Origin of the sequence: Treponema sp. OMZ 838 (genome assembly GCF_000775995.1) — a bacterium.
In the GTDB taxonomy this organism is placed as follows: domain Bacteria; phylum Spirochaetota; class Spirochaetia; order Treponematales; family Treponemataceae; genus Treponema.
Window position 1 is genome coordinate 1349529 of the sequence record NZ_CP009227.1, and the last position, 12361, is coordinate 1361889.

A 12361-nucleotide genomic window follows, 5' to 3' on the forward strand; every position below is an offset into this window, starting at 1 on the left:
TTGACAAGGCTCATATTGCATGATATAATCCTTTTCATATTTGTGTCCGGTAAGATTTACCGGATTATTTTTAACAGGGAGTACATTATGAAAAAAATGTGTCTGTTTTTATTGGTTGCCGCAGCTAGCGTATGGACAGGAATGTCTAATGCTTTCGGCTGTACCGGCTTCGTTGCAGGAAAGGATGCAACAGCCGACGGCTTTCGTATCATTGCACGGACTGAAGATTTAAGCGGTGCCCATAACAAAACCTTTAAGGTATATCCGCATAAGAAAAACAGAAAGCCGGTACAGTTTGCCGACTCAATCGGCTTTAAAATCGAATTACCGAAAGAGAGTTATCGGTATACCGCTATCTGCGATGCCGAACAATCCGAAGGCATCTACGACGAAGTCGGTTTTAACGAGCACGGCGTTGCTATGAGCGCAACCGTTTCAGCATCTCCGGGAAAAGCAGCGGAAGCAGCTGACCCGCTTGTTGAAAACGGACTGTCTGAAGCATCTATGACAACCGTTGTGCTGCCGTATGTTACCACCGCACGGGAAGGCGTTGAACGGATTGCAAAGATTGTAGATACCTACGGTTCAGCTGAAGGCAATATCCTTTTTATTGCAGACGATAAAGAAAGCTGGTACATGGAAATTTATACCGGCCATCAGTATGCGGCGGTTAAAGTTCCGGACGATATGTATGCGGTAGTACCTAATTGCTTCTTGCTCGGCTACATTGATACGGCAAGTAAAGATGTTATTGCATCAAAAGATTTAATCAATTTGCCTAAGGCAAAAGGTTTTTATAAAGAAGTTGACGGTAAATTCCATGCGGGGCTTACTTATGGAGAAGAAATGAGCGACTACAACCGTGTACGGCTTTGGGGAGGACAAAATAAACTCTCACCGTCCGCTAAGGTTGCGTATGACACGAAGCTATTCTCTTTGTGGAGAAAGGCTGACAAGAAAATCGCGCTTGAAGATGTAATGGAATTGCAGCGCTACCGCTATGAAGATACCGATAAAAATGCAAATTTACCGGAAAACGCAGGAGTTCGCGCAATCGGTACACCGACTTCTATGGAGTGTCATATCATTCAGATGAAAGACACATTACCGAAAGCAGTCGGCGGTGTAATGTGGATGGCGATGGCAAATGCAGAACATTCAGTATATCTGCCATTCTATGGCAACATTACGGACACCTACTCTGCGTATAAAGTAGACAACGAAATGTATACACCCGATTCGTTTTACTGGCTGATGCGGTCTATCAATGTCTTTTCAGCATTAAACAGGGATATGTATGGAAAGAATGTCCGCAGCTATTGGAAAGCCTATGAGCAAAAGCTGATTAAAGAGCAGAAAGACAAAGATGCTGAAATTGCACGGCTCTATACCAAAAAAGGTGAATCCGCCGCAGCAAAATATGCAACCAAATTAGGAAACGACCAAGCAGCCGATGTGTTTGCTAAAGCACAGAAAATATACCCGGAACTGGTAGGTTTTGCAGCAAAGAACGAAGGCAGAACTCCTAAAAAAGCCTTTGAACCGTCTGTAGCAAAAGAAAAATAAATAATGTCTTCCGGCAGTTTAGCCGCTAAACTGCCGGAAATTGGAAGCAACCATAGTGGAACAGATGTTCGCTTCTTTGTAGAAGGATTACACCTTAAATTTTCCAACCTCAATTGCCAAATTCTCGATACTCCGTTTGTTCTTTTGTGTGATCTCGTTTACTTCCTGTATGGCATTGTTAATCTGCACGGCTCCTGTAGCCATTTCGTTCATGCTGTCGGTTATCATTCGAGTAAGATTATCCAGTTTCTGCATTTCTTCTGCGACCCCTTCTCCGCCTTTCAGCATTTCGTCAGAACCGGATCGTACTTCCGTGGTTACCATGTTGATGTTCTTAATAGCTGTTAGTACTTCTTTACTGCCGTTTTCCTGTTCACGCATCGCTCCGGTCACGCGGGCGCTCATATCTTTAACCTGTTCGGCAAGGGTGAAGATACTATTGAATTTTTCTTCTACCGTCTTCGATGAAGCGGAAAGTGTTTCAATTTCACCGGATAAGTTTTTGAGTGTTGTGGTAATCGTTTTTCCTTGCGTTGCAGAATCTTCTGCCAATTTGCGGATTTCATCGGCAACAACGGCAAAGCCTTTTCCTGCTTCGCCTGCATGAGCAGCCTCGATTGCGGCATTCATTGCCAATAAGTTTGTCTGCGATGCAATATGCTGAATAACACTTGAGGCTTCTAACAGCGAGCTGGATTCTTCGGCAATTTTCTGTGTTACGGTATTGGTTGTTACGAGTGTTGCTTTGCCGTCTCCTGTAGCGGTTGTCAGCTCTTTAATGGCACTGTCTGTTTTAACAAGCGTTTGCCCGATAGAGGCAATATTTGCAACCATCTCTTCTATAGATGACGAAGATTGTGCAACACTGGCTGCTTGTATTTCTATGCTGCTATTTAGCTGTTTGATGGTACGGACAATTTCTTCGACGGTTGCGGCGGTTTCGGTAACGCTTGCTGCTTGGGTTAATGCTTGCTGTTTTACGCCATCGATATTCGCACTGATTTCATGAACCGCGCTTGCAGTTTCAGTCATATTGGAAGCCAATTCGGTTCCAATTTCTTCCATTGTATTTGAGCTTATACCGACTGCCTGTACTGACGTACCGATCTTTGCAATTGTTTGATTAAAGTATTCCGACATATCGGTAATCTCATCATTACCCTGTACCGGCAGTCGGACGGTTAAATCTCCTTCCCCTTGTGCAATATCTTGCAAAGCGGTTGCCACATGTTGTATCGGTTTTACTATTTTCTTAGCGATAACATATATAATGAGTAAAACAGCAACAAATATGCCGAGACTCATAAGCCCCATTGTTTTTCCGAGAAGGTTAACATCTCCCATAAATTCCTTTACCGGTGCGCGTATAACGGCATTCCAGCCGGTCGTGTTAACTTTAGCAAAGGATGATATGTACTGAACGCCCTGATAGGTGTAGTATCCGACTTCGCTTTTATCCGTCTGCAATGCTCTTTGCAAAAATGCTGCGGCAGAAGCAAACACCGGATCGTTTTTTCCTTGTTCTATCACATTCAGTTGTTTGGCTGTTAGACTTGAATCCTTATCTGCAATAATAGTTCCCGTCTGTCCCATAATAAAGCAGTTGCCTGTTTCGCCTATTACTATATCTTTAATGAGATTAGCAAGCTGTTGAACAGAAACCCGCGCAGCAAGCACTCCGACAATGGTGTGCATGCTGTCATAAATAGGCATTGCAAAAACGAAAACGGTTTGGTTGTCAACTCGCGAAGCATGAGCATCGCTTACAAATTGTTTGCCTTGCATTGCTGCCCTAAAATACTCACGATCGCTCATAGAAAGTGTTCGTCCGTCAGCGAGATACATATTACCTGCGGTATCGATCATATACATGTCGTCTACTCTTGTCGTTGCCTCAGCCTCTTTTTTTAAGAAGAGGTGCTTTTCATACAATGAGGTTGTCGGATCTGTGAGAATTGGCATACGGCTAATACCTTCAAGGAATAAAAAGCGTGCCGTAATGCGTTCGTCGATGAATCCTGCGACATCGATAGCCTTGTCGGTCAGGTGTGCTTTAATTTTCTCGATTACAGCACGGCGCGCCATAAAAATACCTAACGCAATTTCGACAGCGGATGCCGCCCAGATAAGTAAGCCGAAAATTAAAATCAGCTTATACCGAAGAGAAAAGCGCTTTTTCATAGAGTACCTCCTGATAAAATAATCTAAGGTAAACTTCTAAAAACTGAAGTTTTTAGAGATTCCCAATTGATAGTTTGTACCGGATAGATGTATTGTCATGATGAGGAGTTGTGGAATTTCGGCAATGTGTAACATAGTTTCGGCTATCAAGCGATGAAAAAATTTGAGTACCGGCTACATATTGCCAATGATGGATTAATTGAGTGGGGGGGGGGGGGGGTAGTTATACTCATGTTTCTCATTTAGTCAAGGCCTCCTCTGTTTAAAGACACAATAAGATGTCCTAATAGTGCTTTACTTTTTGGATAGCATCAGTAATGATGGGAAGTTGTTTTGAGAATTATCCCGATAACCGCATCGTGCGCCTATTATACCTGATCCGTATTATTTTGCAAGAGGTTCTGTTTATTCTGCTGAAAAAGCATCGATTCTTTCAAAAACCATAGTCGCCTGAATTTTATCCCCTCCGAGGAAACCTTTAGAGCCTGAAGACGTCGTAGAAATTGTATGCAATCGATAGCCTTTGGCTGCTTGTTCATTAATAGCAGCTTGTAAATTTGTAAGGCTTGCAGTTCCTGAACCTGTACCAAGGAATTTCTCCGTTAAGACAACTTGCAAAACCACATACCGATCTTTGTTTGAACCATTAGCTTTCAGTGTTCCTGAATCAAATCCAAATGCCATAAAAGCTTCCTTCGATTTTATTTTTAGCTGTAAATTGTTCCTTTACAAATATCTTTTATAACTATAAGAAGTTATGCTGCAAAATAAAACAGCGGGTAATACTATTTTTCTAAAAAGTTTTTTAATCTGATACATATTTAATCCGTTCATTATTATTATAAAATTATCATTAACATACTTTAACTATTATAATATACTGGTTTTTCTTGTCAATTGAGAAATAATGGCTTACGAATTGAGCCTTACGCCTAAATTCGTTCCTGACTTATTCCCCGTCCATCCGTGGCCTGTTAAACAGTTGTACATCCGTGTACAACTGTTTAACGACGAGTTTTTTGCTTAGCAAAAAACATCGCTGTTGTTCTAAACCACCGCCGTCCGTGGCGGTTTTGATAGGTATTTTTCGTAAAAATCATAACTACTAAACTTTCGTTCCAGAACTAAACCAAAGAACAAAGGCGGGTTCTTAGGGCAGAGCCCTAAGTCGTCATTTTTCTTTAGATGGGGTCATAGGGGGAGCTTTCTTTTTATCGAAAAAAAAACGTAAAAAGTCTTCCCCTAATTGGTTTTGAATTTAGAGACCTCGGTTGCCAGATTCTCAATACTCTGCTTGTTCTTTTGCGTAATCTCGTTTACTTCCTGCACGGCATTGTTAATCTGCACCGCACCTGCCGCCATCTCATTCATACTGTCAGTTATGATGCGGGTAAGATTATCCAGTTTTCGCATTTCCTGAGCAACACCTTCACCGCCTTTCAGCATTTCCTCGGAACCGGCTTGTACTTCCATTGTTACCGTGTTGATGTTCTTAATAGCTGTCAATACTTCTTTGCTGCCGTGCTCCTGTTCTTTCATCGATTCGGTTAGGCGGGCGCTCATCTCTTTAACCTGTTCTGCAAGAGTAAAAATACTATTGAAATTTCCTTCTACCGTTTTGGATGATGCGGAAAGGGTTTCTATTTCCGCTGAAAGCATTTTTAAGGTTGTTGTGATCGTTTTCCCTTGTACCGAAGATTCTTCGGCAAGCTTTCTTATCTCATCAGCTACAACGGCAAAGCCCTTACCGGCTTCTCCTGCATGTGCAGCTTCTATTGCAGCATTCATTGCCAATAAGTTTGTCTGCGATGCAATGTGCTGGATGACGCTTGACGCTTCCAGTAAAGAACCTGATTCTTCTGCAATTTTCTGCGTTACGGTATTCGATGTAACGATCGTAGCTTTGCCGTTAGCGGTTGCGGTTGTAAGCTCTTTAATAGCGCTATCGGTTTTAGTGAGTGTTTGTCCGATCGAAGCGATATTTGCGACCATTTCTTCTATAGATGACGATGACTGTGCAACACTTGCCGCTTGCATTTCGATGCCTGTATTCAACTGCTTAATGGTTCGGACAATTTCCTCAACGGTTGCCGCTGTTTCGGTAACGCTTGCCGCTTGAGTCATTGCTTGGTGTTTTACCCCATCGATATTCGCACTGATTTGATGTACTGCGCTTGCCGTTTCGGTCATATTGGTAGACAACTCATTTCCGATTTCTTCCATTTGATTGCAGTTCACACCTATCGATTTGATTGCGTTTCTTATTTTTGCAATCGTCTCGTTAAAATATTCCGATAAGTCCGTAATTTCATCATTCCCTGTTACCGGAAGACTTACGGTTAAATCACCTTCACCCTGTGCAATATTTTTTAAAGCCGAAACCGTCCGCTTAACCGGTTGTATCATACTCCGAGCTGCTAAATAGACGATAATAACGGCTCCTATAAAAATAACGAATCCGATTAAAATCAGACTGAGCCGGAGTGTATTGACGGTTTCCATAAATTCGTCTACAGGTGCACATACGATAGTAGTCCATGCGGCTGACTTCAATTTTGTATAAGCCGCAATTTTGGGAACTCCCTCGTACTCATAATAGCCGATGCCGGGTTGTGAAGAAGCTATCGCGTTTCTTTCAAATTTTCCGCAAGAATCCAATTCAGTATTGCTCTGTCCTTCTTGGCTTGGGTTGAGCATGCTTGTTACCGCATTAATATCCTGATCGGCAATGGTTGCTCCCGTAGGTCCTATGATGTAGCAATTGCCGCTTTTACCGATGGTAATGTCTTTGATATTGTCCCTGAACCATAGGCCGGAAATATCGGCTGATAAAACACCCGCGATGCGTTGATTCTCATCGTAAAGCGGAATCGAGAATGTGCTGATCAACTTTTGAGTTGTTTTTGAAATCAGTAAGTCGGAAACAAAACGTTCCCCTCTCATTGAGGCTTTAAACCATTCTCTGTCGTTTACATTTACCGTACCGCTTTCTGCATAACAGACACCGGCGGTATCACTGATATTAAGCTCCTGTATTGTATTGTTGCTTATGGCATTGTTTTGCAGCTGTTCTATTTTTTCTTGATATGAAGCATTCGGATCATACAGTATCGGTATGTGAGATAATCCTTCTAGAAATTGAAAAAAAGCAGTTATTTTTGCGTCGATAATTTCCGCTTCATCCAAAGCCTTATCGATAAGCTGAACTTCCAATTTTTCGATAACGGCTTTCCGTGCAAAGCTGATTGCCAGAGCTCCTTCCGTTACGGAGGCCGCTGCAATTAAAAGTCCGAAAATGATAATCAATTTGTTGCTGATTGAAAAACGTTTTTTTGCCATGCTATGTATCCTATTTTAAACAATTTTGAGCTGAGTGGTATGTATACCATATTTTATATATTTTGAAAATAGGGGAAAAAGTATTGACATGGAAAAAAATTGTTGACGGGCAGGGGAATCTCACGGTATAATTTTGCAATAGAGTATGCAAGAAAAACTATTCGCAGGAGCAGTGCTGATCATTACAGTGCTCCTCTGTCTCGGTATGCCGAAAGTTTCAAATAAACTCAAGCCCGAATCTCCGTTTACCCAAGAATTTGCTGAGGGTATTATCGAGGAGGTGCTGGAAGAAGACCTTTCTCCCGATCCTGTTGTACAAGGAAGATATCGCGGTACGCAGAAACTTCGTGTTAAAATTCTGGAAGGGAAATATAAAAATACCGAATTTGAAGTGTATAATACGCTCAGCAGCTTACACAGTAATTTTGCGTATAAGGGCTTGAAAGCGGTGTTCACGCTGCGGGAGAGCGGCGGGCAAACTGCGGTATGGCTTTATAACCTCAAGCGCGATACCTATGTCTTTGTGCTGCTGGGGTTGTTCTTTGCCGCGCTGATTATTCTCGGTAGGGGACAGGGCTTAAAGTCTGCGCTTGGACTTGTGTTTACCTGTGTACTTATTGTTACCGTCCTTATTCCCGCTCTGTTTGCCGGCTTCCCGCCCGTGCCGATTTCTATCGGGCTTGTTTCCATTATGACCATCGTCAGCTTTATTTTGATAAGCGGCTTTACGCGCAAAACATATACCGCAATCGCAGGTACCGTGTCCGGTATTACCATTGCCGGAATTATCTCGGCAATCGTTTCTTATTCGGCGCAGCTTTCCGGTGTCAATATGGAAGGAGGCGAACAGCTGCTCAACTTGGCCCCTGATTATAACCTCAAGCTGGACGGACTGCTGTTTACCTCAATTTTGATTGCCTCGCTCGGTGCCGTGATGGATGTCAGTATGTCTATCGCTTCTTCTATGCAGGAGATTTTAGCGGTCAATCCGCGCCTCAGCAAAAAAGAGTTGTTTAAGTCGGGATTGACCGTAGGCAAAGATATTACCGGCACGATGAGTAACACGCTTATTTTAGCCTTTGCCGGGGCGTCGCTGCCGCTTGTGATGATGATTTGGGGCTACGGCATGAGCTTTAAGCAGTTTATCAATATACCGCGCATCGTCATAGAAATTATGCACGGTATTTCCGGAAGCATCGGTATTATTGCGGCTGTTCCATGCACGGCGCTGGTTGCTCTTGTTGTACTGAAAATACCTGCTGCCGGGAAAGTACGAAAATAGGCGGATAAGATCCGTACTATAAAAGATATCGCGATAAACTCACCTAAGATTTTGAGCGGTGTCAAAAATAATGTAAAAGGAGTATGCACATGATCAAGAAAAGAATGCTGCATTTTGTAGCTGCATTGATTTTTGTTTTTTCGCTGACCGCTTGCGTTGAAACAAATTCTGCAGCACGAAGCACGGAACAGGCCTCTGCACGTACAGCAAAGGCGCGCGGAAAACAATCTGATGAGGTAAAGCTTACCCACAAGATTATTCAAAAGGGACAGCCGGGCGCGGATGCCGTTACCCTTACCTTCGGTGTAACCGGCGACGTACATGGACGGCTCTATGCCTATGACTACGCAGTCTGTGAAGAGACCGCGGGAGCCGGTTTTGTAAAAACTTACGTACTTGCAAAGGAATTGCGGGCACAAAATCCCAACACCGTTTTGATCGATGTCGGCGACACAGTACAGGACAACAGTGCGGATCTGTTTAACGACCTCGATACCCATCCGATGATTCAAGCCCTCAACTACATGAATTATGATATTTGGGTATTGGGTAACCATGAGTTCAATTTTGAAAAAGAATTCCTTGCCCGTAATATCCGCCACTTTAACGGTTCGGTTGTAAGTGCCAATATCAAAAACACAAAGGACGGCAGCAACTTTGTACTGCCCTATCAGCTGTTTAATATTGAAGGTGTCCGCGTTGCCGTTATCGGTATGGTGCCGCCTCATATCCCGATGTGGGAAGCTGCCGCACCGTCTCACTTTAAAGGGTTGGAATTTGAAGATCCGATAGCTGTTGCACGTAAAACCGTCGATTCCTTAAAGGGGCAATATGACGTTCTAATCGGTGCGTTCCATCTTGGGCGCAACGGTGAATACGGTACCAACAGCGGCGTTATCGAAATGGCAAAGCAAATTCCGGAATTCGATTTAATCTTCGGCGGACATGAACACGCCCGTTATGCAAGCATTGTAGACGGTCAGAACGGTGATAAAACATGGATCATTGAACCGGGGTGTTACGGCTGGGCTTTAGCGGTTGGAGAAGTACAGGTTAAAAAAGACAACGGCGCATGGAAGGTTGTTTCCGTAAAAGCAGAAAACCGCGAAACTGCCAAAATTGCTGCCGATAAAGCGATGGAAAAAGAGTTTAACTTTGTACATGATAAATCCGTTGCAGATGCAAACCTCATTGTCGGAAAGGTTACGGCAGATTTTATCCCGCGTGTTGATTACATTACCGGAAAAGACAAAGTTACGACCATGCCTACTATTCAGCTTGAAGATACCGCACTCATTGATTTAATCAACAATGTGCAGCTTTATTACACAAAGGCTGATGTTGCTGCCGCTGCCGCTTTCCGCTTTGATATGAATTTAAAGAAAGGGGATTTCAAGAAAAAGGATGTGGCCTTTATCTATAAATATTCCAATACGCTGATGGGTGTTAATATGACCGGTGAGAACCTGTTAAAATACATGGAGTGGTCGGCTTCATATTACAACACTGCAAAGAAAGGCGATGTAACGATTTCGTTTAATCCCAATGTGCGCGGTTATAACTATGATATGTTTGAAGGTGTCGATTACGACATCGATATTTCAAAAGAGGCTGGGAATAGAATTACAAACGCCAAGATAAAAGGGCAGGCACTTGATCCTAAAAAGGTGTATAAGGTTGCCGTCAATAACTACCGCTTCGGTACGCTGCAAAACTTAAAACTTGCAACACCTCAAGACGTGTATTACGATTCGTATGAAGTAATGCAGGATGCCGGGCGTATTCGAGATTTGATCGGTGCGTATGTAAAGAAAGTCGATAAGGGCGTTATTACTCCCAAGGTTAATTACAACTGGAAGATTATCGGTTTTAATCCGAATGTTGCCGAACGGGATAAGATTTTTGATGAGATTAGAGCGGGTACTATCATGATTCCGACTTCTGCGGACGGAAGAACTCCGAACGTTAAATCCATCAATATTAACGACCTCAAGAAGTAAAAAATTAATTTGCGGTGTTTTTAATCAACAACCCCATGCTCTGCGTCGGGGGTGTTGATTAAAAACCCGCGTGGTGGCTAAAAAGCGGTAATTGTCGCTATCAACCCGAAAATAATCCCGGGAGCGTTTGCTGCTGCAAGCGGGTAATCTCTTTTATCTTTCAGCAATGCGTATAAAACCCATATTGTGCAATTGACGGCTGCCGCTAAGGGCTGAAGAAAGACGGTTTTATTTCCGCTTAAGTTATTCATAATCTGAGGGATATAAGATATGTACATGGTAACCGATAATGCTGTGCCTATCCACCCGATAATCTTTAATTTGTTTTCGCTCATTGCAGCTCCTTATGTATCAATTTATAGTTAATACTTTGCAAGTATACATTGATGGGTTTACTATATCCGTTTTATCGGTGTTGAGCAATATTCCGGCATATCGGATAACGGCGCCAGACATATTGTCGAGTATCCGCAGCTTACTCGCGCGGTTCGTTGAGCTTGTCGGTAATTTCCTGTATTTTTGCAGAATGAGCGAGCACATAGAGAATATCGCTTTTTTGAATAACGGTATCGCCCTTAGGAAAGATGATTTTTCCCCCGCGTACGATTGAGCTGATGAGCGTATCCTTATCAAGATGGAGGTTGCTGATTTTTTGACCGATACTGCCGGAATGATCTTCTATATAAATATCAAAGATATCAACGTCGCTTGCTTTAAGCGAGTACAGTTCGACCGAATACAGCGACTCCGGTTTCTTTGGGTCGGTAAACTTTAAGAGCCGTGCAAGCGGTGCAAGCGTGGTTCCTTGAATAATACAAGAAAGAAAAACAGCAAAGAAGATCGTATCAAAGATAAAGCCGTTCTCGTCCAACCCGTTCGCAAGCGGGTAGGTTGCAAGAACAATGGGAACCGCACCTTTAATACCGCCCCACATTAAAAAGAATTTTTCCTTCCGTGTATATTGAAATGGAAACGTAGAGATCAATACGGCAAGCGGGCGAGCGACAAACATCATAATGCCGACAATGATGAGCGCTTCTTTCCAGATATGGACGAATCGGTGGGGAAACGATAAAAGCCCGAGCATAATAAAGAGCGTGATATTAAAAATAGTAGAAACGCTTTCGAGAAAACTTCCGACGCTGCGCTTTGCAGGAAAAGCGGTATTACCGATCCAGTAGCCCATAAAAAATACTGCGATAATTCCGTTCGCTTGACAAAGCTCCGCTGCGCCGTATCCAAGCAGTACGCAGCCCAGCATCAGTACGTTATAATTCCCTCTATTATCCGACTGTAGCCGGTTGAACAACCATACCGAAATTTGAAAGGCAAAGTAACCAATAATGATGCCGCCGACAAACTGCCAAATAAGCCGAGCAACAGTTAAGGCAGGGGTATCAAATGCTCCGGTTGCAATATGCACAAAGGTGAGGGTCAGCAAAATTGCCATCGGGTCGTTCGCTGCGGATTCAACATTGAGCGTTGCCGCAAGTTTATCCTTAATCGGGTTTGATTTGGTAATCATAAAAACCCCGGCCGCATCAGTGGAAGAAATAATAGAAGAAATCAACATCGAGTATGCTAAATCGAATTTTAGGACAAAGTGAATTAAGAACCCGAGTGTTACCGAAGTAAGCGCAACGCCGAGTATTGCAAGGGTCATCGATGGTCCGGCAACTTTGTGAAACGTATCTTTAGAAACGCAGAATCCGCCGTCAAAAATAATAAAGATCAACAGAATATCCGCAATTTTTTTGGTTAAAAGGGCATTATCAAAATAGAATAAATTTAAAACATCGCTTCCAACCAGCACACCGATAAGAATAAAGCCGATAAGGAGCGGCAGCCCGAATTTATCGCTGATTTTGGTTGAAAGCATCGCCAAAATGATAAGAAAGGAGATAAACAGAATCATAGAAACCTCAAAGTTGTAGCTATGCCGATTGTACCGATTTTGACAGTAAAATCAACAACCCCGACGCAGACCACTGGT

At 43.0% G+C, this 12361-nt stretch carries 8 protein-coding genes; 3 read left to right on the forward strand and 5 right to left on the reverse strand.

What is annotated here, in order from left to right:
* The first annotated feature begins 87 nt into the window (after positions 1-87).
* Positions 88-1566, forward strand: coding sequence for a C69 family dipeptidase (locus tag QI63_RS05950; RefSeq protein ID WP_044014712.1), 1479 nt, complete (start codon positions 88-90; stop codon positions 1564-1566).
* A gap of 87 nt (positions 1567-1653) precedes the next feature.
* On the opposite strand, the gene QI63_RS05955 is transcribed toward QI63_RS05950, so the two are convergent.
* From QI63_RS05955 to QI63_RS05965, 3 genes are all read right to left on the reverse strand, one after another.
* Complete coding sequence (locus tag QI63_RS05955) at positions 1654-3747, reverse strand: methyl-accepting chemotaxis protein (RefSeq protein WP_044014714.1); 2094 nt, start codon at positions 3745-3747, stop codon at positions 1654-1656.
* A 405-nt stretch (positions 3748-4152) separates the two neighbouring features.
* A complete protein-coding gene (locus QI63_RS05960) occupies positions 4153-4431 on the reverse strand; it encodes a DUF4177 domain-containing protein (protein WP_044014716.1) in 279 nt (92 codons plus the stop codon).
* Between the two features lie 558 nt (positions 4432-4989).
* The gene (locus QI63_RS05965; protein ID WP_044014718.1) at positions 4990-7086 is read right to left on the reverse strand and encodes a methyl-accepting chemotaxis protein; all 2097 of its coding nucleotides are present in this window, start codon (positions 7084-7086) and stop codon (positions 4990-4992) included.
* 145 nt (positions 7087-7231) lie between these two features.
* Between QI63_RS05965 and QI63_RS05970 the strand changes: the two genes are divergently transcribed.
* A complete protein-coding gene (locus tag QI63_RS05970) occupies positions 7232-8368 on the forward strand; it encodes a YibE/F family protein (protein ID WP_044014721.1) in 1137 nt (378 codons plus the stop codon).
* Positions 8369-8457: 89 nt separating this feature from the next.
* Positions 8458-10368, forward strand: a complete 1911-nt coding sequence (locus tag QI63_RS05975; protein ID WP_044014723.1) for a bifunctional metallophosphatase/5'-nucleotidase — start codon at positions 8458-8460, stop codon at positions 10366-10368.
* A gap of 77 nt (positions 10369-10445) precedes the next feature.
* On the opposite strand, the gene QI63_RS05980 is transcribed toward QI63_RS05975, so the two are convergent.
* Both QI63_RS05980 and QI63_RS05985 read right to left on the reverse strand, forming a co-directional pair.
* On the reverse strand, positions 10446-10703 hold the full coding sequence (locus tag QI63_RS05980; RefSeq protein WP_044014726.1) for a SemiSWEET family transporter: 258 nt from the start codon (positions 10701-10703) through the stop codon (positions 10446-10448).
* A 140-nt stretch (positions 10704-10843) separates the two neighbouring features.
* Entirely contained in the window at positions 10844-12283 is a 1440-nt protein-coding gene (locus QI63_RS05985; RefSeq protein WP_044014728.1) for a potassium/proton antiporter, read from the reverse strand.
* Between the last annotated feature and the right edge of the window lie 78 nt (positions 12284-12361).

Excerpts from the sequence above, each read along its gene's own strand:
- QI63_RS05970 (WP_044014721.1), top strand. The coding sequence starts at position 7,232 with ATGCAAGAAAAACTATTCGCAGGAGCAGTGCTGATCATTACAGTGCTC.
- QI63_RS05965 (WP_044014718.1), bottom strand. The coding sequence starts at position 7,086 with ATGGCAAAAAAACGTTTTTCAATCAGCAACAAATTGATTATCATTTTC.
- QI63_RS05980 (WP_044014726.1), bottom strand. The coding sequence starts at position 10,703 with ATGAGCGAAAACAAATTAAAGATTATCGGGTGGATAGGCACAGCATTA.
- QI63_RS05985 (WP_044014728.1), bottom strand. The coding sequence starts at position 12,283 with ATGATTCTGTTTATCTCCTTTCTTATCATTTTGGCGATGCTTTCAACC.
- QI63_RS05955 (WP_044014714.1), bottom strand. The coding sequence starts at position 3,747 with ATGAAAAAGCGCTTTTCTCTTCGGTATAAGCTGATTTTAATTTTCGGC.
- QI63_RS05975 (WP_044014723.1), top strand. The coding sequence starts at position 8,458 with ATGATCAAGAAAAGAATGCTGCATTTTGTAGCTGCATTGATTTTTGTT.
- QI63_RS05960 (WP_044014716.1), bottom strand. The coding sequence starts at position 4,431 with ATGGCATTTGGATTTGATTCAGGAACACTGAAAGCTAATGGTTCAAAC.
- QI63_RS05950 (WP_044014712.1), top strand. The coding sequence starts at position 88 with ATGAAAAAAATGTGTCTGTTTTTATTGGTTGCCGCAGCTAGCGTATGG.